The organism is Photobacterium sp. DNB22_13_2 (assembly GCF_052873915.1).
The window spans coordinates 183,204-206,981 of record NZ_JBNNXU010000002.1 but is presented as its reverse complement, the minus strand read 5'-3'; the positions used below and the strand labels follow the sequence as shown (position 1 = coordinate 206,981).

The following is a 23,778-nucleotide window of genomic DNA, read 5'->3' as shown; positions in this document are numbered from 1 at the left end:
TGGCGGCTAACATGATGTCTGCCATGTTAGCCGCTTTTTGTTCATCAAGGTGGATCTGGTGCTCATCGACTGAACCTTACACTAATCTTCCTTGTTGATAATCCTGAATCGCTTGTTCAATCTCGTCCATGCTGTTCATCACAAATGGGCCGTAATGTACCACTGGCTCGTTGATTGGATGGCCTGATAACAACAATACGCCAGCTTCACTTTGTGTTGAAATAGCTAAACCCTCACCATTACCGAGTATAGCGAGAGTACCCTCGCTTATCGTTGTTTCTCCGACATTGACCTCTCCCTTGTATACATAAATCATGGCTTGAAAGTCAGGATTTAGGCAGCTGTTAAATGTCGCTGCCTGGTTCGTCTGCCAATCAGCAATTGTTACAGGAACCCCTGTTTGTTGTAATGGGCCGGCAAGGGTCGTTCCTTTCGTCGTTAAATCACCAGCTATAACACGGATAAGGCTGCCATCCTCTTGTTGGTATTGCGTGATAACGTCAGACTGGAAATCATGATAATCCGCAGGCTGCATTTTCTTGGCTGCTGGCAGGTTTATCCAGATCTGGAAGCCATGAAGTTGCCCGTTAGTCATCATTGGCATTTCACTGTGGATCACGCCTTTTCCTGCAGACATCCACTGGGCTCCACCGTCACTGAGTTCGCCTACATTCCCCATGTGATCTTTATGCTGGAAATGGCCTTTTAGCATGTAGGTCAAGGTTTCTATCCCGCGATGTGGATGGGGCGGAAAACCACCAATGTAGTCAGCTGCACTTTCGGACTTCAGTTCATCAATCATCAAAAAAGGTGAAAACTGCGCGTTGTCAAAACCGTGTACACGTTGAATTTGGACGCCGTCACCATCAGAGGATGAGTGGGCGGGTATGAGGGACTGGATTTGTCGAATAGCCATAATTGCCTCCTAATCTGCTTATGGTTTCAGTGTATGCAGAGTTTACGATGACAAACAGTAGCCATTGACGAACAAGATGTTTAAAAAATTCGAATATAGATTGGGATTAAGGATATAAAAAAGGCCATCGACTGATGGCCTTAAATTATGGCTTACTGAGCCAAAGAGTAGAAAATCGCTGAAATAGAAATCAGGCCGATAATCACGATAAATACGTTACTGATAGCACCAGAATACTTACGCATTGCAGGTACTTTATTAATCGCGTACATCGGCATGATGAATAGCAACATGGCGATAATTGGACCACCAAGGCTTTCAATCATACCCAAAATACTTGGGTTAATTGTTGCCACAATCCAAGTCGTAACAAGCATAAAGGTAGCAGTGAAAGCGTTTAGGGCTTTCGGGCCCACTTCTTTGCCACGTCCTCGCGCTACTTTAAGGACTAAGCCGTTTAGGCCTTCGCTAGCACCAATGTAATGTCCAAGGAATGACTTGGTAATTGCGATAATCGCTACAATCGGTGCTGCGTAAGCAATCATTGGTGTATTAAAGTGGTTAGACAGGTAAGTCAGGATTGATACATTCTGCGCTTTCGCTTCTGCTAGATTCGCAGGAGACAAAGACAATACACAACTGAACACGAAGAACATAACGGTTACAACCATCATGATGTGAGCACGCTGAAGTACGCGGCGCGCTTGAGGTTCAGCATTTTCGCCGTGTTCTTTTTGCATTGCTACAGCAAAAGATGAAATCACTGGTGAATGGTTAAATGAGAAAACCATCACAGGAAGGATTAACCATACCGCCATAAATACTGACGTCATACCACCTTCTGCAGGCATAACATGGTTGAATATCTCGCCATTCCACTCTGGAACCAAGTACAGAGCTAATGCTAGTAGAACCGCTACGAACGGGAAGACTAAAATGCTCATCGCTTTAACGATAAGTTCTTCACCTAAGCGTACAACTGCCATCAGGCCGATAATCAACGCCAATGCAAGGATCCAACGCGCAGGTGGAACCATACTCAACTGGTTGATCATGAAGCTTTCAACCGTGTTGGTTAGTGCCACACTGTATACTAGAAGGATTGGGTAAATAGCAAAAAAGTAAAGCAAAGTGATAACTTTACCCATGCCCGCACCAAAATGCTCTTCAACTACTTCTGTGATATCAGCGCCAGGGTTGGCGCTTGAAAGCACAAAGCGTGTCATACCACGGTGAGCGAAGTAGGTCATCGGCAGCGCAAGTACTGTCATGACTAAAAGCGGGATCAAACCACCGACACCAGCATTGATAGGTAGGAAAAGGGTACCTGCGCCTACAGCAGTACCAAAAAGGCCAAGTACCCATAGAGTATCGGCTTTTTTCCACCCCAGCTTTGATGAAGTAGTTGATTGAGAATGAACGGTATTGTTTTTCACAGTGTCCATTATGGACATCTCCTTTATAGGTATAATTTATATAGCCTTCAAAGGGTTCTCTTCGGTGTATCTTCCCTGCTTCACTGATGGGATGTCAGCAAAGGAGCAAGAGCAGCTTGCAAACATTATTTGCAGGTTCTACGTACAATATAAGGAGCGAGTTGTGGGGGGGAATCACTTTAAAACTGAAAAGTGATTATGTCGACGTCCTGGGTCTAAAAGCGCTAATTCCATGCATGCACAATGCTACTTGGTAATGACTGCTCTAAATCTCTAACTTATTAAAACCTTTAAAATTAACAACTGGAACCCTAGATAGGACGCGGCAAGTATAGGGGATTATCCGTATCACAACTATGGTTTTTCGCTTTTACGAGTCTGTTTGCACAATATTCAAACACTTGTTTATAACCATAAAATATCCAGTTATAAATTATTGTGTCAAGTGGTGAAAATGTATTAGCTTTTGTTAATGATGGTTGTTTTATATCAGTACCATCATCATTTGGTGAAGATAATTGCATTAGTGTTTTAGAAGAAATGAGCTAATTCAAATGTAGAAGGTTGTAAGTGAGTTTCGTATAGATAAAAAGGAGTAGTTTTAAGTTCCATTTAATTTACATTGAGAATTAAGTGGTGAAGAAACAAGCAATTCTATTGTGAGAATGGTTGGTTTTGAGCTCAAAAAAAACTCTATAGTAGGTAAGAGAGTGAAGAAGCATGCGATACTTCCTTTCTTCGTCAATAATTTGACTTGCTCGTTGAGTGAGTGCCGTTTTTCGGTATAATTACCTCACTTATCGATATGCATACTGTGGGATATTGTTTGGGAATTGATAAAGGTGAAATAAACTCTTTTGAAAAAGGGTTTACCCTAATAGAAATAGTTGTAGTGATTGTGCTACTTGGCATTTTAGCTGTAACAGCTGCACCGAAATTTATGAACAGCCAAAGCGACGCAAGAATTGCCGTCTTAAAAGGGTTTGAAGGGGCATTATATGCTGCCAATGATATTGTGATGGCAAAAGCCGAAATAGCAGGAGTTCTTGATGGTACAGCTCAGTTAAAAAAAATACCGGGGACGGAGCTTTATGTACGTGATAACTTTATGAGTGTTAAGCCAGAACATTTACAGAGTGCGATGAGCATTGACGGATTAATTCTTAGCGATTACGACGATTGGACTTATGTATATTTTGGCGAAGAGCGCTTTGGTGAGGAGATCACATCTCATCAGTGTTATGTGAAGTTAGAGCATTATGAAGATGGCGAAACGAAGGTAGATCAGTTGAAAGTTAGCCAAGTCATTAATGAATGCTAAAAAAACCGCCAGTTGGCGGTTTTTTATTTGCGGTTACGGTATTAGTCACGGAAGTTGTCAAACTGGAATGACTGGCCAAGTTCAGCACTGCGTACAAGTGCCATAGCCGCTTGAAGATCATCTCGTTTCTTACCGGTTACGCGGACTTTATCGCCTTGGATAGAAGCTTGTACTTTAAGCTTCTCATCTTTAATCATTTTAACGATTTTTTTCGCAACAGCTGTGTCGACACCTTGCTTGAATTCAACGTTACACGCAAAAGATTTACCTGTACGAGTAGTGTCTTTTTGATCCATTGATTGGGCGTCAACATGACGCTTAGCAAGGTTGCCGCGAAGAATCGTAATTAGCTGGCCTAGTTGGTAATCCGATTCAGTCGTAATTTTTACGACTTCCTTCTCTAGTTTGAAGCTGGCTTCCACACCTCGGAAGTCAAAACGAGTTTCAAGTTCACGAGAAGCATTTTCTACCGCATTTCGGATTTCAACGAAGTCGACTTCAGAAATAATATCAAAAGATGGCATGTGCGTAATCCTAATTGTTTAGTGATTTAATTATATCTTGGATTGGGGTATGGCATTGAACGGCCATACCTCGGTCAGTTATTGTTGGCTACTTACTGCGTCAGACAGCATGTCTAGCAGGGTGACGGTATCATCCCAGTTAATGCACGGATCGGTAATAGACTGGCCATAAGTTAGTGCATCTAAATTGTTAGTATCGACAGGCTGGTTACCTTCTACGATAAAACTTTCCGCCATAATACCAGCAACAAACTGGCTGCCTGACTTAATCTGCTGACAAATGTCGGCTGCGACATCAAGCTGGCGCTTATGCTGCTTCTGGCAGTTGCCATGGCTGAAGTCGACGACCAAACGGGTTGGTAATTCGAATGAAGCCAATGTGTCACAAGACGCTTGAATATCTTCTGCATGGTAGTTTGGCATCTTACCACCGCGAAGAATCACGTGACCATGCGGGTTACCGGAAGTACGGTAAATGGTCATTTCCCCGTTTTTGGCTGGAGAGCAGAACACATGTGACTCGCGTGTGGCTCGAATAGCATCGATCGCAATCTTGATGTTGCCGTCGGTACCATTTTTGAAACCAACCGGGCAGGAGAGTGCAGAAGCCATTTCGCGGTGAATCTGAGATTCGGTTGTACGAGCGCCGATAGCGCCCCAGCTGATCAAGTCAGCCAAATATTGGCCAGTGATCATATCTAGGAATTCAGTGGCTGTAGGCATGCCGAGTGCATTGATATCAACAAGCAATTTACGGGCGGTGTGTAGACCCTTGGCTAAATCCAAGCTGCCGTCAAGGTTAGGATCAGAGACCAAACCTTTCCAGCCCACGACAGTACGCGGTTTTTCAAAGTAAGTACGCATAACAATAAATAGCGTATCTTTGTATTTTTCCTGAACTGCTTGAAGGCGTTTAGCATAGTCGATGGCTGCATCAGGATCATGGACAGAGCAAGGACCAACGATAACAAGAAGACGGGAGTCCTGGCCCGTGAGAATCGCTTCAACTTGACGACGAGAGTGGGCGATATGTTCCGCAATTTCATCTGTGATTGGGTAAGCAGCTTCTACCGCTGCCGGCGTTGGCATTGGCCCAAGGCTTACGGTGCGGAGTTCATCTGTTTTCATTGGCATAGTGTTGCCTATCTCGGTATTACAAAAATTATTGACGCGTAAAGATAGCCCAAAAGTTGGCAGGAATAAACCAAACTTGTGATATCACTTAGATTTTTATTCTAGTGTTTACTTTTTTACTTCGAGTTTTGTCAAAATAGATCAATGCATGCTGCTTTTGTGTGCAACTGAAATAGTTCATCTCCGCCTAGCATTAAATGCCGCGGCCTTATGAATAACTCAGGATTCTGTACTTACCGAGGCTTCAGATGATTAAAACTTTCGGCATAGCTACTTGCGTCAGGTGACATGAGTCAGTATGTTGGGTCTATGTGAATATCTATCCATGTTGTATGGGTAAAAATGGAAGTCGATATACGAAAGGAATCACAGGCCTAGGCGCTATGATCTGTCTATATATGTTCTTCCTAGAAACCAAGATAAAGTAGTTATGGTGGCTTATGACAAACAGCGCTCAGTCAGGTTTACAATTTTCTGAAATCCTCAAATCCTCGTCGCAATTATCAAGTATGCAAGCTGATATTGGCCTGCTTTCGGTTGATGACATTTTGCTTGAAATTGGGATCCATCCTCTGGCAGCAGCTTATCCTGCTGACTTACCCGCCGACGTCCAGCAGCAGTTGTTGGCGCAAACAGAAGGTAATCCAGCCGAATATTTTGTTTCTGCATTGGCTGAGAAACTTATCGCCGCGGCACAAAAAGCAGGGGATAAATCGCTAAAAGTACGTCTTGCAGGGGCTGACTCGTATCAGAGGCAGTCACTATTGGGCTCAGAGCTTGAAACCAAAGAGGTGAATCCACTTATTGGTCAGCGGGGAGTCTCACGCTGGGCGAACAAATCTGTTCGTAAGGCTTTTGAGCTAGAGTGCGAAGCCATTAAGCGCGCTCGAATTGCAGAGGGCATGACAAATATTGAGTTGGTTATCCCTTTTGTTAGAACGTTTAGTGAGGCGGCGACGGCCATTGATTTACTGGCAGAGCAGGGGCTATGTCGCGGAGCACAAGGGCTTAGGGTTCACCTGATGGCAGAGCTTCCGGCTAATGCGCTTACGGCTGAAAAGTTTTTGCAATACTTTGATGGTTTGGTTATTGATATCGATCAGCTTGCTCAATTTGCTCTTGGATTGGATCAAACCCATCCGTCATTGGAGTATTTGCATGATGATCAAAATGAGGCGGTATTAGCACTCATTGACCATGCTTTAAAGGCTACAAATGTAGCGAAGAAGCCATGTGATATGCTGAGCCATTACATCAGCAAAGCGCCTAACCTCCAGCTGTGGTTGATGGAACATGGCGTTTCTAAAGTGATTACACAATAGAGAACAAACTTTGAAATGAAGAACCCGGCGGATGTCTTATCCTGCCGGGTTCTTTGTTTATGCTGGTTCTTACCTTAGTAGGACACTTCTCAGTGGCGTTTTATCTATCAGTGTAACTAAGCCATAGCTAATGATACATGTGAGAACAAAACGCAATATGTCATTGGCGTAACCTGTTAAACCAAGCAGGGGAAGGAGACGCATTAAGTAAATAATGATAAGCAGGTGAATTAAATAAACTCCGAGTATCTGCTTGTTTATGTTGAATTTTAGCAGTGACTGCCCAAATTGAGGGTAGCCCATCAACATAAAAAACAGTCCTGCCCCCCAGAAAGGTGTCCCAATGAGGAAGTCATGCATATTGAAAGGTACGTCATAGCCAGTTAAATATGCAGCTTCTGCCAAATGTACCCCCATCCCGACGAAGGCAAGAGTGGTCGCTTTACTAAAACTTAATTGCCATCCATTCTGTTTGGTCATGAAGCCAATAGTGAGCATCAACATGCTCATGAAGGGTCCGTTGCGAGTGAACAAGGGAGACTCAATGCCTGTGAGTGGCTCATAGCTGCCTCCAGCAAGTCCGAATAGATAAAGAGTTATCGCAACAGGCATGATCAAGTTTTGTTTCTTGAAATGACAGCAAATTGCCATAATCAAAAGTCCACAAATCAAGCCCGGTATATACCACAGATGGACCAAGCCACCTTCAAACAAGGTGTTAAGTGGTTGGGACAGCAAGTACTGCCAATATCCACTACGTTCGGCTATATAACCTGATTCCCATGCCATTTGAATGTTGAAGGGCGCAAGGATAAATATTGCACTCCAAGCCAACCATACCTTAAGTAACGGAAGGCTATATTGCTTCAGGGTCGTTAATGGTTGAGATGATAGTTTGGGCGCAATGAAATACCCCGCCAAAATAAAAAACAGCGGAACAGCAAATCGACTTAACTGGTTGATGATAAGCCCTAACCAAGGCTTATCGTTAACCAGAGGGGCTTGCATAAATAGTTGGCTATGGATGGCGATAACGCCAAGAAGAGCAATTAGTCTGCCGATTTCGAAGCTGGCAATACGGTTGTGTGTCATGGTTACTACTGCTAATAAAGTGTCGATCGACTTTACCAGATATCCCCATCAAATTTGATGGGGATAAATACTCAAAAATCTAATGATTTTATGAATCGTGAACTTTGTCTCAGCTCCGCTTCATGAAGAACAACTGATTTCCAGTGCCTTCCCCCATTCAGGTGGCTGCACTGCAAAAGTGGCAAATTCAGGCTGCTCATCAAATGGGCTTTGTAATACTTTCAAGAGTTGCTCCACCAGGGTGAAGTCACCTTTCTCTGCTAACTCTATAGCCTGCTGAGCGAGATAGTTCCTTAAAATATATTTTGGGTTGGATGCGCGCATAAGTTCGAGGCGGTCGGTATTACTCAACGATTCTTTTTCTAGCCTGTTAGTATACTGGGAAAGCCATTCCTCTAGCGGCGCGAGGTCTTTGAACAAGGATTGGAAGTGGTGACTTGATGCTTTCAAATCAACATGAGGAATAGACGACAGGGTACGGAAGAATAGGGTGTAGTCGACGGCTTGTGTTTTCATTAAATCAAACAAGCTGGCAAACAGCGGGGTATCGTGCTCAAGTTTTTCTTTTAGACCGAGTTTATTACGCATCTTCTCGCTATAGGCCTTTTGTAACAAAGGCTGATAGCTTTCTAAGGCATGATCAATGTCGTCTTTCTCTAGCAGTGGAGTGAGTGCATAGCCGAGTGCTGATAAGTTCCATAAGGCGATGTTGGGTTGCTGATTGAAAGCATAACGGCCGGAATAATCGGAATGGTTACAGATAAATCCGGGCTCATAGTCATCCAAGAAACCATAAGGGCCGTAGTCAAAAGTTAAGCCGAGTACCGACATATTGTCGGTGTTCATCACACCATGGGCAAAACCAACGGATTGCCAATCGGCAATCATTTCGGCAGTTAACGTGACGATATTGGTGAACATCTGGCGATAGCGGGTGGCATCGTTAGCTTGGCTATCTATATTTGCAAAGTGGTTGCTGATTAAATAATCAGCTAACAATTTTAGTTCGCTATGTTGCTGGGTATAGAAAAGGTATTCGAAGTGACCGAACCTGAGGTGGCTCTCGGCAACACGGATTAGCGTCGCGCCACGTTCGACGGTTTCTCTAAAAACAGGGGTGTTACTCGAGAGTACGGCCAACGCATGTGTTGTCTTGATCCCTAATCCTGCCATTGCTGCGCTGGCCAGATACTCACGAATACTGGAACGTAAAACAGCTCGGCCATCGCCTTGGCGTGAGTAAGGGGTAAGGCCGGATCCCTTTAAGTGGATGTCCCACTTTTGTCCTGAGGAAGTCTGCACCTCCCCGAACAGCAAGCCCCGTCCATCGCCCAAGTCTGGGTTGTATTGGCCAAACTGATGACCGGTGTACTTCATTGCAATAGGGGACATTGCTGAGTGCTCATCGTTGCCCGTAAATAGATTGACAAAGTACTCTGTGTTGGCCTGTTCTGGATCCAGCTCCAGCAATTCGCTTACTTTACTGTTTACGCTGACCAGGAAAGGATCATCAAGCGGCTGTGGCTTGATGAGGGTACCAAATGTAGCAGGTAGCTGGCTGTATGTGTTGTTAAAGACTAGCTCGGACAGTTTTTTCATATAGGGATCATCAAAATGGCTTCCCTTTAAGCGTATCAACTGTCAGCGAGGTTACAACGGAGAGAGTGTAGGGGTATTACCTCTATTCATTGTTTTTTTGCTTTTGGCTGGGTCTATTCGCTTTCGATAGGTTCAATATCGACAATTTTAGAGCGGTTCATAATGACCTTCCAACGTTGGACGCAGACGGTTTTTTCATCGACCATTTCCCGAGTTACTAGGTTAATTAAGTGGCGTTTTTCAACCGTCTCTTTTGATACTTGACCATCTTTAAGTTGATAAATCTTTTGTGAGCCTTTTTCCATCAGTCGGGTAATGGTACGTAAATCCAGCATGATGGACTCGCGGGTTTGCTCGTATCCAGTTAAGAATTTAGTCGGCGACATGCGGGTGGTACTTTTATAGTGCAAGACCGTTTCTTCATGCTGGGAAACTTTGTGTTTGCGGACCTTTTTGATTTCTTTATCTAAATCTTTAAAGGCGCAATATTCCATCCACTCTAATTGGCGGCCGATTAACTGGTTCGAGTTGACATCAAAAAACTGTTTTCGCCACTTGGGTTTACCTTTTCGTACCATACGCCAAAGGATGGTTTTCAAGTCATCCTTAAACACTTCACGCGCGGCATAGATAAAAGACAGAACTAGAATAAATGAAGCGGTAATGTCACCGAGTACCCCTCGAGCTTTAATCAGCATCAAGGTAACGAAAATCATCACAAAACCTGCCGCAAACCCAGTGACAACTTTGCGCGTATTCTGGCCCAGCTCACTAGTCTTTTCCTTCATGGTAACCGGGTACTCAATCAAGCGACGCAGTAGGCGCATTTTGTTGGACATCCGAGTCGGATCTTCCATCGCTTTAGATGAGTTGTAGTCATGCTTGGTTCGGTGTTCAGACTCTTTCTCACACACTTGCAGTAGCAGCGATTTTATCTCGCTGTAATCACTACTTCTTGGTAGGTGTGCAACGAGTTCTAACAGTCGTTGTTCCGTAAACCATGAAAGATAGTTATCGACATTCTCATAATATTTGTGCAGCTTCTTATCTGTGGGCACATTACGGCGGAGTCGCTTTAAAATCCGCTGAGTTAATTGGGCTACTTCTTCGACCTCTTCCAGCGAACGCCCTTCTTTGTCATCGAGTAGTTGCTGTGCGGTTTTTTCAAGGGCCAAGGCGTATTGATACGCATAGAGGCTCAAACTCAAGCGGTACTGCTCAGTAGAGAGTTTTCCACGACTAGCAAGCCGGCTATGAACCAATGGTAAGTGGTTTACATCACTGTAATAGGTACGTTTACCCTGAATCGCATTATGGAAAAATTCATCTTCAGCAATGATATTGCTGTTTAATCCAAGTTCGCCGGGAACGAAAATAAAGAGATCCAGTTGTCGGTTGGTTGTTTCAGGAATGACGTGGGAAATTTTGAGTTTATGCCCGTCTTTTTTTTCAACTGTGATCACTCTACTACACTACCTCACTATGGTTGGGGGATATGAATATGCAACGCTGTATAACCAAGTCACTTGGCTACTAACATAACGTTAAGTTTGGGAAGTAAGATTAATTTTAGATGAATTAGTCAGTTATTAGCAGTGTTATTTGGTGTTTCACATTTTATTAGAGTGAAAAGTAAGCAAAAAATGAAAGATAGGTCAGGCGCATTGGATTAACATCACGTATAATGCGCCGCCTGATGTTAAGATGAAGCATTGCAGAGCGTCGCATGCTGTCGGCTGTTTGTTACACAGGCCGTTTAATTTATCCAGAGAGTGTCGAAAGAATGATTAGAATTGGACAATACAACACGTTAGAGGTCGTCAAGTTAGTAGATTTTGGCGTATTCCTTGATGGTGGTGATGACTTTGGCAATATCCTACTGCCTAAAGCCTCTGTTCCTGCTGGCACTCAACTGGGGGACCAGTTGGAAGTCTTTGTTTATTTCGATTCTGAAGACGAAATCATTGCGACGACTCAACAGCCATATGCTGTGGTTGGTGACTTTGCTTTGCTGCGTGTCGTCGGCATTTGTGGTGTAGGTGCATTTGTTGACTGGGGTTTGACAAAAGACTTATTGGTTCCATTCAGTGAGCAACGTCGCCGCCTTGAAGAAGGCCAAGACATCATGGTGCGTGTTTACACTGATAAAGCATCGGGTCGTATTGTAGGTTCAACTAAATTCAATCGCTTCTTGGATAAAACGCCAGCTGAATACAAGCTGGGTCAAGAAGTTCAAGTTCAGATCGCTGAAACCAGCGAACTGGGTTATAAAGCCGTGATCGAAGATAAGCACTGGGGTCTGCTATTCAAAACTGAGTCATTCGGTAAATTGTTCCCAGGCAAAAAATTAAAGGCTTACATTAAAGAGATTCGCCCAGACGGCAAGATCAACCTGTCACTGCAAAAAGCAGGTAAGGCAAAGGTTGACGACTTGGCCGATAAAATTCTGACAACACTTGAACGTAAAGGTGGTTTTGTGCCACTGAGTGACAAGTCGTCACCAGATGCGATCTTCAAAGAATTCCGTACCAGTAAAGCGACCTTCAAGAAGACCATTGGTGGTCTTTATAAGAAAGGTCTGATTATTATTGATAAAGATGGAATCCGTCTGAACGATAATTAATCAGAAATTGGTTTTGTGATTGTCTAAAAAGCCGGTGTTTATCACCGGCTTTTTTGTGAGCAGTAGCATATCACCCAAGTGAATATAAGTGTATGTTAAAAGCGGTTTTACCCTTTTATTACAATCATCACAAGGATAGATTATGCAAGGAAGTAAGCTAACCGTGATCGCCGCAGCTGTCGCTATGCTAACGGCTAGTCCAATCTGGGCTGCAGATGTCCCCACCAATGTAGCGTTAGCAAAAGTACAAGAGCTAGTCCGTGGTAATGGCGATGAAGTTCCGACGTTAGACCCTTCTTATTCTTCAGATACCTCCAGTGCCCGTGTTATTGCCGATATGTTCGAAGGGCTGGTCACTCAAAGCCCTGATGGGGAGATAATTCCTGCGCTAGCGACCCATTGGGAACAATCGGATGACGGTAAAGTTTTTACTTTTCACCTTCGTGATGACATTAAGTGGTCCAATGGTGAACCTATTATCGCAAGCGACTTCGCTTATAGTTTTAAGCGGGTGGTCGATCCTAAAACTGGTGCACCTTACGCGTGGTATTACAGCACTGCCCACATTCTCAATGCAGATAAAATTAACGAAGGGAAATTACCGGTAGATGAGCTCGGCGTAAAAGCGCTGGATGATAAAACCTTTCAAATAACTCTTGATAAACCCGTCCCGTATTTAGTTAAGATGATGGTGCATGAGTCAACATTCCCAGTTTACCGTCCTGCTATCGAAACCCACGGTGATGCATGGACTAAACCTGAGAATATTGTCACCAGCAGCGCCTATAAGTTAGCAAACTGGACGCTGAACGAGCGGATAGTATTAGAGCGTAATCCACAATATTGGAACAACGAAAAAACAGTCATTAACCAAGTGACGTATTTGCCGATTGCCGATATGACCTCGGAATATAATCGCTTTAGAACAGGTGAAATCCATATCACCTCGTCATTTCCGCTAGAGCAATACAACGCTATCAAAAAACAACGCCCTGATGAGCTGTTAACTATGCCTTCACTCGGGACTTACTATTACCTGTTTAATGTCAGCAAGGCACCGTTTGATGATCCTAGGGTACGAAAAGCGCTGGCTTATGCGATTGACCGTGACGTTGTCACTAAGGTGATCTTAGGTCAGGGCCAGGTCCCCGCTTATGGTGTGACACCGCCTTCTGTTGATGGCTTCGAGTCTCCGACATTGGCATGGGGTAAGCTGAGCCAGAAAGAAAGAACCCAAAAGGCGAAAGAGTTACTTGCTGAGGCTGGTTTTGATAAATCCAATCCATTATCGTTTGAGCTGGTGTATAACACCTCAGAGTCACACAAGAAGTTGGCTATTGTGATGTCGTCGATGTGGAACAAAGCGTTGGGCGCGAAAGTAAATTTGGCTAACCAGGAATGGAAAACGTTTTTACAAAAACTGGGGCAGAAAGACTTCACCGTTGCCCGATATGCTTGGGTAGGGGATTACAACGAAGCGTCGACTTTCTTGTCTTATTTCGAAAGTACCGGGATGAACTACTCTCGCTGGTCAAGTGACGCCTATGACGAGGCTATGGCGAAAGCGATCCAATCGCCAAGTAATGATGAGCGTAACAAGTATTACCAACAGGCAGAGAAGGTGTTCTCTGAAGAAATGCCAGCAATCCCACTATATCACTACACACGCTCTGTGCTTAAGAGCACCAAAGTCGGTGGGTATTCCGCGACTAATGCAGCAGAAGCACGCTACACCCGTGATTTGTATATGACTCAGTAATTGAGTTCATCGAAATAGCCGCAAATGAGCAAGCCGGAATCTGTTCCGGCTTTTTATTTGGGCATTTGATTTAGTAACTCTCTTGCATCGTGTATCCCTTGAATACCCATTTGCATACCAATAACCGTTAAGATCAACCCCATTAGCCGAGTGACAATACTAATACCGTTATCTCCAAGTAAGCTCACTAGCTTTTGGCCATAGATAAAACAAACAAGGCTGATGAGGCATAGCAAGGCAAAAGCGGAAATGGTAATAACGATGTTGAGAATGCCGCCGGCGGCCGAGTAGTTCATCGCTGTTGCTATCGTCCCTGGTCCTGCCAAAATCGGTAAGGCAAGGGGAGAGATCGCCACATCTTGACCATTGTCGGTTTGCTTGTTTTCACTGCTCTCAATTTCTTGATGGCTATGCATTGAAGAACTACTACCTTGGAGCATGTGGTAACCAACCAAAAACACCAAGATGCCACCTGAAATGCGAAGTGCGGGTAGAGTGATACCAAAGACTTGGAAAATACCTTTACCGAGCAAACTGAACGTCGCGACAATGCAAAATGCGGTAAATAGGGCCTTGAACGCGGTGGCTTTTTGTTGCTGGTGGGTTTGGTTACTGGTTAAACCGATAAACACAGCGGTATTAGCGACAGGGTTCATGATGGCAAAGAACCCCATAAATACCGTTACGCTAACAGTCAGTAAATCATGCATTGGATAATCCCTTAAGCCTAAGTTTAACTGTTTGTTTTAATAAAGCTTAGTTGCTATTGCTACTGGGAAAAAAATCGTTGTGATAAATGAGAGTAAAATATCATTTTAGAGATAAAGCCAGTGATCCCTCACTGGCTTGCCGTTGGGGGGCTACTTACGATTCAATATCAACGTTTTTCAGAATAAAGTCTGACTCGTATACCGGAAGGCTGTTATCAGCTGGCTTCTCATTCATACCAATGACTTCTACCATCACGGTTGTTTCGGAAACTATGCTGCCAATGCCGTAGAGAAAATCATTGCTCGAGTAACCAACACCCGACGTGCTGCCCGTTTGGTCACGGAAGTTCTGCTCACCACGCAGTGCAAAGTATGGATAGCCTCCACTTTGGGCAAGCTCTGCAGCTTTGTGCAGTAGGTAGTTTCTGGCAAGGGTGCGGTCGGTATTTTCATTGCCGATAAAGCTTATTTGCCAAGTATCTTGAGCAAGAGGAGTGACTTCGAAACCTTTACCGAATGACCAGAAAGAGTCACGGTCGGTATCATACGGGGTTGCGCAGCCCGCAAGTAGCAATGCACTCAAACCACACGCGATTAATCCCATTTTTTTCATTGTATGCGCCCTATAAAACACTGTTCATTATGTTTTAGGATAGTAGCATTAATTTAATGGCATTCATCGGTCTGAGGTGCGATCCATACAAAGGCATACATTTGGTGAATGTGTCTTGGAGGGGGGGGCGGTTTGAGAAAGGGTTTCCTAAGTTATTCTAATGCCTTATGTATTGTCACCATCTAAGAAAAAAGGAAGCTATCGCTTCCTTTTTTCTTAATGTTAACCACAAACTTGGCATTTTGACTGCTTACCTAGCTTCATTTCTCGCCAGCTCATTGTCATCGCATCAAGCATTAAGATCTTGCCAGTCAAAGGTTGTCCCATATTGGCGGCTACTTTAATCGCTTCCATGGCTTGAACAGCACCCACAATGCCGACAACCGGTGACATGATTCCAGCTTCAACACAAGTCAGAGCTTGTTGGCCAAATAAGGCACTTAGGCACTGGTAGCACGGTTCATTGTTTTGGTAGGTGTAGACACTGATTTGCCCTTCCAGACGAATGGCGGCACCCGAGATCAATGGGGTTTTAGTCTTGAAGCACAAGCGGTTTAGCTGGTTTCGGGTATCAACGTTATCGCAGCAATCCAGCACCATGTCATGTTGCTCGATCAGCGCTTTCAAAGATTCGTCATCAAGGCGTTTGGCAACGGTCTCGATAGCAGTATTCGGGTTGATTGTCTGCAACGCTTGTTGGGCCGAGTCGACTTTTAGCATGCCGACGGTGCTGTCGTTATGCAATACCTGACGCTGAAGGTTTGACACCTCTACTTTATCGTCATCAATTAAAGTCAGTTTGCCAACACCTGCAGCGGCAAGGTATTGGGTAGACGCACAGCCCAACCCACCAGCACCAAGTACAAGCATAGAGGTAGATTTCAGTGCTTCCTGGCCATCAAAATCAAATTGTTTGAGAATAATCTGGCGATTGTAGCGCAGCATTTCTGCGTCGGTAAGTTCTACCACGGTGTGTTCCTATCGTGTTCTTGCGGGTCGTTGTCACGAGAAGAGTGTGCCGCACAAAGATAGCGGCACACACGTCAGTGTGTATTAGTACATGGCTACAGCCGTTTTAGTACTTAGCTTGTTCAGTACATCGCCTGGTTGAAAAGCTCGATGGTGACATCTTCACCTGGCATTACACGGCCGCGCTCTTGCTCAAGTACCACAAAGCAATTGGCTTGGTGCATTGAGCTGAAAGCGCCTGAACCTTGGTTGCCTGTTGTCGCGACTTCAATTTGACCTTCACCGTTGAGCTGGTAGATACCGCGTTGATAGTCGGCACGGCCAGGTCGTTTTTTGAATACTGTTGTTGCTTTGGCCTTCAGGCGTTGCGGTGGCTGGTATTGGCTATGGCCAGCAAGCTTGGCCAGCATCGGCTGGACCAACTGGTAAAGCGTCACCATGGCTGATACAGGGTTACCCGGTAAGCCACAGAACCAAGTGTTTTTGATAGTGCCAAAAGCAAATGGCTTACCCGGTTTCATGGCGATTTTCCAAAAACCGATTTCACCTTGCTCGTCGAGGATATCTTTGGTGTAGTCTGCTTCACCTACGCTGACACCACCGGATGTCACGAGTACATCTGCTGTAGTTGCCTGATCAAATGCTTCACGTAGTTTTTCAGGGCTGTCCGGAATAATGCCAAGATCCATCACATCGCAGCCGAATTTTTCAAGCAGCGCACGGATACCATAACGGTTGCTGTCATAGATCTGGCCTGCTTCTAACGGTTCACCCACAGGGCGAAGTTCATCACCAGTAGAGAAGAACGCAACTACAGGGCGACGATAAACGGGTAGGGTCGCAACACCCAGAGAAGCAAGCAAAGGCATTTCACGAGCGGTGATGCGATTACCTTTTGCTACAACCACATCCCCTTGATGAACATCATCACCAATAGGGCGGACATTCTCACCGTGAGATACCTTGTTAGTGAAGCGGATATTGTCGCCATCAACTTCGGTTTCTTCCTGCATGATAACGGTGTCTGCGCCTTCAGGCATTTGGGCACCGGTCATAATACGAATACATTGGCCAGGCTGACATTCGCCGTCATATGGGATACCGGCAAAAGACTTACCTGCCATGTGCAGGGTGTCTGTGTTATCCAAGTCTGCAATACGCAGGGCATATCCATCCATTGCAGAATTGGCAAATGGCGGTACGTTAATTGGTGAGCAAATATCTTCTGCAAGTACCAGTCCCATGCCTTCTGACAGGGAAACCGTCGTTGCAGTTTCAAGAGGTTTAACTTGATCAAGAATCTTGGTCAGTGCGGTGTCGACTGGCATTAAGCCTGGAGTGTCACAACATCCCATAATAAGTATCCGTCTATCGTCGTTATATGTTTTAGTGGGGTAATTATGACAAAAAAAGGTCACTAGCACTAATACCTGAGTAGTTTCGTCGTGTAATTCCTAGTGTATTCTTTTTGATTTAAGGGTATCCTTCCGTTTCAAAGTTTGCTGGCACTCGTATTTGGGCACGTTTTATACACATAAGTATCTAAAATCACTTGATGTTTGCCTTAAGCCCAGCCGGTTGGAGGAAAAGAATGACTGCATTTAGCGAATCTGCATTGATGGTGCGCCAAGCACTGGTTGAGCGTGGCTTAGAAACCCCTATGACGGATAGGGTGGTTAGCCGTGAAGAGAAGAAAGAAAAAATCGAGTATCACATGCGTGAAATCCTCGAGCTTCTTTCATTAGATTTAACCGACGATAGCTTGGTTGAAACACCGCATCGAATTGCAAAGATGTATGTTGATGAACTGTTCTCTGGTCTAGATTACGCCAATTTCCCGAAAATCACCGTCATTGAAAACAAGATGAAGTGTGATGAAATGGTGCGAGTCAAAGACATCACTTTGACCAGCACTTGTGAGCACCACTTGGTAACTATCGATGGGACCGCCACTGTTGCTTATATCCCTCGTGGCAAAATCATCGGTTTGTCTAAGATCAACCGCATTGTCCGTTTCTTTGCCCAGCGCCCACAGGTTCAGGAGCGCATGACGCAACAAATTTTAGTTGCTTTGCAGACCCTGCTTGAAAGTGATGATGTTGCCGTTACCATGGATGCAACACACTACTGTGTGAAAGCGCGTGGTGTCATGGACGCAACCAGTGTGACCACAACCACGGCGCTCGGTGGTATTTTTAAGCGCAATCCAGCAACCCGCGCTGAATTTCTACACGGCCTTCGATAATTCTTTATTTGACGCCAATCCAGAATAATTTATTATGAAACAAGCCAGTAGGTCATCTACTGGCTTTTTTGTAGCTATTGGATACTAAAAGGCTTATGGATCTCATCAAACTGTCCCGAATTAGCATGAAGCATTTAATTACACTGCATGTCATGTTGGATACACTCAGTGTTACCGCGAGTGCAGAAAGGTTATGCCTGAGCCCATCCTCTGTTAGTAAAACCTTAACCCAATTGCGGGAAAGCTTGAACGATGAGTTGTTCTATCGTCACGGCAATCAGCTTGTAGCTACACCGCTTGCCCGTCGTTTGGGGCCGACAGTGCACCAAATGATCAATGAGATGAACCAGATGCTGACGCAAGAGGCATTTGATCCTGCGTCATATCAAGGGCGTTTTTCATTGGCGATGCGGGAAAGTACGTTCGAGCTGTTGGCGGCTAAGCTGAGTGCTAGGGTACTAGAGCAATCGCCGGGAATGCGACTCGAGATTTGGTCGCGTGATAATAAAGGGTTTGATAGCCTTGCCAAAGGCCAGTTGGATTTTATTATCTTACCCCATGATAAGAGCCAGCCACCGAGCACTCAGAATAATCTGGTATGGGAAACTTTGCTGGATGACGAAATGGTGTGCTTAATGAACCCCAACCATCCACTAGCCGATAAAACCCTGACCATTGATGACTACCTAAGTTATGGTCATATCGGTATAACCGATAACGACTTGAATGTCCCGTTCTTCGAAATGCAGCTTGCTCAGCAGCACCAGAAACGCAAAATCGCCGTCAATGTACCTGATTTTGGTGGGGCAGCCTTGATGTGCCATCACAGTGATTTACTGTTTACCTGCTCTCGCCAATGGGCAAATGTCGCCTTGCAGGCAAAAGATCTGATCACCAAACCGTTACCATTTAATTATGGCGAGGTCTCTTACAGTCTCGTCTGGCATCAGCCGAGCATGAACGATCCTGCACAGCGTTGGCTTTACGAACAAATTATCTCAGTCGCAGCTGAATCTTAGTGGCTTGTGCTTGGGTTGCATATTTTGAAATACAGGGTTGCAGGTGAAACCGAGTGGCTTATGCTTCTTCGCTAGTCCTTGTTTGTTTGCGATATTGAGAGGGGCTGCTTCCACTCCACTTTCCAAAAGCATGACGAAAATTAGCGCTATCCGAGAAACCAATACGTTCAGCAATTTCATCTAGGCTCAACTGAGTCGTTTTTAAATAATCTTTAGCCAAGTTACAGCGGACTTGATCTAATAGAATTTGGTAGCTGGTGCCAAGTTGGGTTAAGTGACGACGAAGGGTGCGTGATGACATTGAGAAGTGTTCGGCAACTTGTTCGATACTTGGATAGCGCCCTGAACTCTCAACAAACAGCAATGAGACTTTGTCGGCTAAGGTTGTAGGCTGATCCAGTTTAGAGAGCATGTCGTCGCAAGACTGCAGACACATCTTCAAGGTTAATGGGTTGGTTGTGGGTAATGGACGTGCCAACCAATCAGAATCAAAATGCCATTCCAGTTTATTGCTACCGAAGATAACAGGGCACTTAAATATGTCTTGGTACAGACGACTGTAGCTAGGTTCGGGAAAAGGAAAATAGAGCTTTTTAGCTGGAAACGTCGTCTGAGTGATTTCTTCACATAATGCTTTGATAGCACTAAACCAGTACTCGGCGCAGAAGCGAAGTAAATTCTCATCGAGCTCCAGCAACTTTTCGCCACTGAATCCACCGACATCGTTATCGACCCACATCTTTTTCCGTAATACGGGGCCCGCAAGGCGAAGATATTTAAAGCCAATAAGCAGTGCTTCACCCAATGTCGCACTACTGAATACCGCATAGCCAAGTACACCGAAATCACTAAAGCGGGCTTGGCTACCGGCCAATAACCCCAGCCCTGGCTGAGAAGATAAATCCATGGCATTGGCATATACCACCAGCTTATCTCGGTAACGAATATGAGTATTAGGAGAGGATAAATCATCCGGCGTTAGCTTACTCCCTGAGAGCAGGGTTTCAACAGCAACCTCTTCTTTCTCCAGCATCTTAGCCAGCAATTGGATATCTAAAATACCGTTAGTGTAATCGTTGGCACTAGGGGCGTAGTTAGCAATATATTCCATATTTACATTCAATATTAACCATAAATAACAGATTACCATAAACAATTATCTGGTTTATGGTGTTGTCCGAAATTCACCTATAATTGTCTGCTTGCGACCTGTGCTTGGTGTGAACGAAGTGTTGTAATGTGATGGTATTACAATAGGGTGACATTTATTATGAACAAGCCAAGCACTGTCGAAAATCATGACGCAATGCAAGATAATGTAAATCAAGTTAATGATTTAAAAAACAAATTTATAGTATTGCAGCGTGCTTTTACTCGAGAACCATACCCCTCTATTGCGGTAAGGAAAGAGCGTCTAACGGCATTGAAGTCACAGCTTAGCCGTTATCAGCAGTTACTCGCGGAGGCAATGAGTGATGACTTTGGCCACCGTTCACACACGGAATCTGTGTTGGCTGATGTACTTGCACCTATTTTAGATATCAACCATGTACAAAGTCATTTAAAGCGGTGGGTCAAGCCCAAACGCCGGCCAACAGAGTGGCTATTTAAAGGCAATAAACTTCAATTACGTTACCAACCTAAGGGTATTGTTGGCATTATTTGCCCGTGGAACTTCCCTTTGTACCTGTCGCTCGGTCCGATGATTACAGCACTGGCTGCGGGTAATCGCTGCATGATCAAAATGCCACCCAACTGCCCAAAAACGACGACAGTGCTCAAGCGCATGTTGGCTGAAGTCTTTAGCGAAGATTTGGTGTGTATTATTGAGGGGGAGCACCCTCAAGCGATGGAGATTTCCCACCTTCCTTTTGACCACTTGGTTTTCACCGGGTCCCCGGCAAGTGGCAAACATATTATGGCTAATGCGTCGGCTAATCTGACACCGGTCACGCTTGAATTGGGTGGCAAGTCACCCGCCGTGGTGTTTGATGATTACGATATCGAGAAAGCCGCAGAACGTATTGCCCATGGCAAAGGGCTTAACTCGGGACAAATATGTATCGCACCGGATTATGCCATGGTACCAAAGGAAAAAATCGATAGCTTTGTCGCGGCGTTACAAGCCGCGAACCGACAAATGTATCCAAGTTTTGGTGGTAATCCCGATGTCACTCATCTCGTCGATGAGGCTCAAGAGTCGCGATTTATTGCCTTGGTAAAGGATGCCGAGGACAAAGGGGCTGTTATTACACGTTGTGGTGACAAAGGTGAAGGGCGCCAGTACCCATTGCATATTGTTACATCGCTGTCACCGGATATGAGAATTTGCCAAGAAGAAATTTTTGGTCCGTTGCTGCCTGTATATGGTTTCGACGATATTAAGGATGTTGTAGAGCATATTCAGTCTAGGCCTAGGCCTCTTGCTTGTTACCTATTCAGCAATAACGTTGAACAGCGTGAATGGGTGCTGACAAATACTCACAGCGGTGGCGTGACTATCAATGATTGGGGCTGGCATGTTCTTAATCATTCGGTGCCATTTGGCGGAACGGGGCATTCAGGCATCGGTAACTATCACGGCGAAGAAGGCTTCCATGAACTTAGCCATGCACGTACCGTGTTAGAAATGAAACCGTGGTTTCCTATTCAAATATTCAGTCCGCCTTACGGCACATTGCTGCAACGATTAACTTTACGTTTGTTCGTCGGCAAAGCCGACCCCAGTTTGAGAGAGAACAAATAATTGAAGAACACTGTTCTATAGACGTTATTAATTCTATAGAAGTAAATAGCTATACCTGAATTAATGAGTATAACTATAAGAGCATTAGCGTTGGTATGGCAGCGCTGATGCTATAGCAATACCCTTCATCGGATGTTATGAAAAACAATAATATGAGGTCGTAAATGCTGAATCTTGCTGTCAATCTAGAACGCTGCGCAACACTGTATCCATCCAAAATTGCGGTAAGTTGTGTGGATAAACAACTTACCTATGAACAATTGAACGTGTTAGCCAATCAAGTCGCAAATGGACTCAAAGGATTGGGGTTAGAAGTCGGTGATAAAGTGGCATTGTCATGCCCGAATTTACCGTATTTTCCCGCTATCTATTACGGAATCTTAAAGGCGGGTTGTACTGTTGTACCGCTCAATGTGCTATTTAAATCGCGGGAAGTTGCTTACCACTTGGCAGATTCAGAAGCGAAGGCCTATTTTTGTTTTGATGGTACACCTGAGATGCCGATTGGCGAGATGGGGCGTTCTGGTTTTACAGAGGTTGAAACGTGTGAGCATTTCATTCACATACCGACACCGGGGTATACCTCACCTGCGCATGACGGCTAAATACACTTCACTAGCTGGATCAATCAACAGCCTTCGGATTTTATTACACACGCCAGTACTGGCGATGATACTGCCGTTATCCTGTATACGTCAGGCACAACCGGACGGCCTAAAGGGGCTGAGCTGACGCATACCAACATGCTAACGAATGCGATGGCATCCCAATACCTCATGCGACTTTCTAAACTCGATACTACATTGATAACCTTGCCGCTATTCCACAGCTTTGGCCAAACGGTGTTGATGAATGCGTCGGTATTGAGTGGCAGTAGCATGGTTCTGACCCCTCGCTTCGATCCCGTAACCGTGCTTGAAGCGCTAGATGCAAATCAAGTCACCGTCTTTGCCGGGGTGCCGACGATGTATATAGCGTTATTGGCTGCGTCTGACCATCACCAATCACTGATAGAGCGGGTATCGATAAACCTAAGGATAGGGATTTCTGGCGGTGCCTCTATGCCTGTGGAGATCCTTAAGCAATTTGAGCAGCAGTTTAATATTCCGATCCTAGAGGGATATGGGCTGTCTGAAACTGCCCCAGTTGCTACATTCAACCATGTAGATGCTGAACGGATCCCAGGGAGTGTCGGTCAGCCACTATGTGCAACAGCGGTGAAAATTATTGGTTTAAAGGGTGAGCAAGTGCCTGCTGGAGAGCTTGGCGAGATTTGTATCAATAGCCCGAGCGTCATGAAGGGATATTACAACCGACCGGAAGCCACAGAGGAGGTCTTGGTTGATGGCTGGTTTCATACCGGTGATATTGGCCGGCTTGATAGCAACGGCTACCTTTACATCGTTGACCGGATAAAGGAAATGATTGTTCGTGGTGGTTATAACGTCTATCCGCGAGAGGTTGAAGAAATTTTAATGGAGCACGAGGCTGTTTCGATGGTTGCTGTTGTGGGTTTACCTCATGCAGTTCATGGCGAAGAAATTCATGCTTTTGTGGTATTAGACGAAAACCATGACGCAGACGAACAAATGTTGAAAGCTTGGTGTAAAGCTCAGCTGGCTGATTATAAATACCCAAGGCATGTTCACTTCAAGTCTGAACTGCCAATGAGTGCAACTGGTAAGATTTTGAAGCGTAAACTCACTGCGGAATAAGCGAAAGGAATAGCATCATGAAGGATTATGACTAT

At 44.8% G+C, this 23,778-nt stretch carries 19 protein-coding genes and 1 pseudogene; 8 read left to right on the top strand and 12 right to left on the bottom strand.

Going from position 1 to position 23,778, the window contains the following annotated elements; all coding sequences use genetic code 11:
* Window positions 1-76: 76 nt before the first annotated feature.
* Both ACVA58_RS04145 and ACVA58_RS04140 read right to left on the bottom strand, forming a co-directional pair.
* Complete coding sequence (locus tag ACVA58_RS04145) at window positions 77-919, bottom strand: pirin family protein (protein WP_446509436.1); 843 nt, start codon at window positions 917-919, stop codon at window positions 77-79.
* A 149-nt stretch (window positions 920-1,068) separates the two neighbouring features.
* Complete coding sequence (locus ACVA58_RS04140) at window positions 1,069-2,361, bottom strand: serine/threonine transporter (RefSeq protein WP_446509178.1); 1,293 nt, start codon at window positions 2,359-2,361, stop codon at window positions 1,069-1,071.
* 817 nt (window positions 2,362-3,178) lie between these two features.
* On the opposite strand from ACVA58_RS04140, the gene ACVA58_RS04135 reads away from it, so the two are divergent.
* Window positions 3,179-3,673 (top strand): type II secretion system protein, encoded by a 495-nt coding sequence (locus ACVA58_RS04135; RefSeq protein ID WP_446509177.1) that lies wholly within the window; start codon window positions 3,179-3,181, stop codon window positions 3,671-3,673.
* Window positions 3,674-3,714: 41 nt separating this feature from the next.
* Here ACVA58_RS04135 and ACVA58_RS04130 read toward each other — a convergent pair whose 3' ends face one another.
* The gene (locus ACVA58_RS04130; protein WP_446509176.1) at window positions 3,715-4,197 is read right to left on the bottom strand and encodes a YajQ family cyclic di-GMP-binding protein; all 483 of its coding nucleotides are present in this window, start codon (window positions 4,195-4,197) and stop codon (window positions 3,715-3,717) included.
* A 78-nt stretch (window positions 4,198-4,275) separates the two neighbouring features.
* Entirely contained in the window at window positions 4,276-5,331 is a 1,056-nt protein-coding gene (locus ACVA58_RS04125) for a 3-deoxy-7-phosphoheptulonate synthase (protein ID WP_446509175.1), read from the bottom strand.
* Window positions 5,332-5,771: 440 nt separating this feature from the next.
* On the opposite strand from ACVA58_RS04125, the gene ACVA58_RS04120 reads away from it, so the two are divergent.
* The gene (locus ACVA58_RS04120; RefSeq protein ID WP_446509174.1) at window positions 5,772-6,653 is read left to right on the top strand and encodes a putative PEP-binding protein; all 882 of its coding nucleotides are present in this window, start codon (window positions 5,772-5,774) and stop codon (window positions 6,651-6,653) included.
* Between the two features lie 69 nt (window positions 6,654-6,722).
* On the opposite strand, the gene ACVA58_RS04115 is transcribed toward ACVA58_RS04120, so the two are convergent.
* The 3 genes from ACVA58_RS04115 to ACVA58_RS04105 all read right to left on the bottom strand — a co-directional run bounded on the left by ACVA58_RS04115 (window position 6,723) and on the right by ACVA58_RS04105 (window position 10,807).
* Entirely contained in the window at window positions 6,723-7,745 is a 1,023-nt protein-coding gene (locus ACVA58_RS04115; protein WP_446509173.1) for an acyltransferase family protein, read from the bottom strand.
* A 120-nt stretch (window positions 7,746-7,865) separates the two neighbouring features.
* Window positions 7,866-9,344, bottom strand: coding sequence for a protein adenylyltransferase SelO (locus ACVA58_RS04110; RefSeq protein WP_446509172.1), 1,479 nt, complete (start codon window positions 9,342-9,344; stop codon window positions 7,866-7,868).
* 113 nt (window positions 9,345-9,457) lie between these two features.
* A complete protein-coding gene (locus ACVA58_RS04105; protein ID WP_446509171.1) occupies window positions 9,458-10,807 on the bottom strand; it encodes a hypothetical protein in 1,350 nt (449 codons plus the stop codon).
* Window positions 10,808-11,127: 320 nt separating this feature from the next.
* Here ACVA58_RS04105 and ACVA58_RS04100 point away from each other — a divergent pair, with 320 nt between their 5' ends.
* Window positions 11,128-11,967, top strand: coding sequence for a CvfB family protein (locus ACVA58_RS04100; protein ID WP_446509170.1), 840 nt, complete (start codon window positions 11,128-11,130; stop codon window positions 11,965-11,967).
* A gap of 142 nt (window positions 11,968-12,109) precedes the next feature.
* Complete coding sequence (locus ACVA58_RS04095; protein ID WP_446509169.1) at window positions 12,110-13,726, top strand: peptide ABC transporter substrate-binding protein; 1,617 nt, start codon at window positions 12,110-12,112, stop codon at window positions 13,724-13,726.
* 53 nt (window positions 13,727-13,779) lie between these two features.
* On the opposite strand, the gene ACVA58_RS04090 is transcribed toward ACVA58_RS04095, so the two are convergent.
* The 4 genes from ACVA58_RS04090 to moeA all read right to left on the bottom strand — a co-directional run bounded on the left by ACVA58_RS04090 (window position 13,780) and on the right by moeA (window position 17,373).
* Window positions 13,780-14,436: a MarC family protein gene (locus tag ACVA58_RS04090; RefSeq protein WP_446509168.1), complete on the bottom strand. Its 657-nt coding sequence runs from the start codon at window positions 14,434-14,436 to the stop codon at window positions 13,780-13,782.
* 154 nt (window positions 14,437-14,590) lie between these two features.
* Entirely contained in the window at window positions 14,591-15,049 is a 459-nt protein-coding gene (locus ACVA58_RS04085; RefSeq protein WP_446509167.1) for a CC0125/CC1285 family lipoprotein, read from the bottom strand.
* Between the two features lie 222 nt (window positions 15,050-15,271).
* On the bottom strand, window positions 15,272-16,018 hold the full coding sequence (gene moeB / locus ACVA58_RS04080) for a molybdopterin-synthase adenylyltransferase MoeB (protein WP_446509166.1): 747 nt from the start codon (window positions 16,016-16,018) through the stop codon (window positions 15,272-15,274).
* A gap of 122 nt (window positions 16,019-16,140) precedes the next feature.
* Entirely contained in the window at window positions 16,141-17,373 is a 1,233-nt protein-coding gene (gene moeA, locus ACVA58_RS04075; RefSeq protein WP_446509165.1) for a molybdopterin molybdotransferase MoeA, read from the bottom strand.
* Window positions 17,374-17,609: 236 nt separating this feature from the next.
* On the opposite strand from moeA, the gene folE reads away from it, so the two are divergent.
* Both folE and ACVA58_RS04065 read left to right on the top strand, forming a co-directional pair.
* Window positions 17,610-18,263: a GTP cyclohydrolase I FolE gene (gene folE / locus ACVA58_RS04070; RefSeq protein ID WP_107351594.1), complete on the top strand. Its 654-nt coding sequence runs from the start codon at window positions 17,610-17,612 to the stop codon at window positions 18,261-18,263.
* A gap of 95 nt (window positions 18,264-18,358) precedes the next feature.
* A complete protein-coding gene (locus tag ACVA58_RS04065) occupies window positions 18,359-19,282 on the top strand; it encodes a LysR family transcriptional regulator (RefSeq protein WP_446509164.1) in 924 nt (307 codons plus the stop codon).
* A gap of 58 nt (window positions 19,283-19,340) precedes the next feature.
* Here the strand turns inward: ACVA58_RS04065 and ACVA58_RS04060 are convergent, their stop codons facing one another.
* Entirely contained in the window at window positions 19,341-20,393 is a 1,053-nt protein-coding gene (locus ACVA58_RS04060; protein ID WP_446509163.1) for an AraC family transcriptional regulator, read from the bottom strand.
* 159 nt (window positions 20,394-20,552) lie between these two features.
* On the opposite strand from ACVA58_RS04060, the gene ACVA58_RS04055 reads away from it, so the two are divergent.
* Window positions 20,553-22,028 carry a coniferyl aldehyde dehydrogenase gene (locus tag ACVA58_RS04055; RefSeq protein WP_446509162.1) on the top strand — a complete coding sequence of 492 codons (1,476 nt, stop codon included), beginning with the start codon at window positions 20,553-20,555 and terminating at the stop codon, window positions 22,026-22,028.
* 164 nt (window positions 22,029-22,192) lie between these two features.
* Window positions 22,193-23,743, top strand: a pseudogene (locus ACVA58_RS04050) (long-chain-fatty-acid--CoA ligase).
* Window positions 23,744-23,778: the final 35 nt, after the last annotated feature.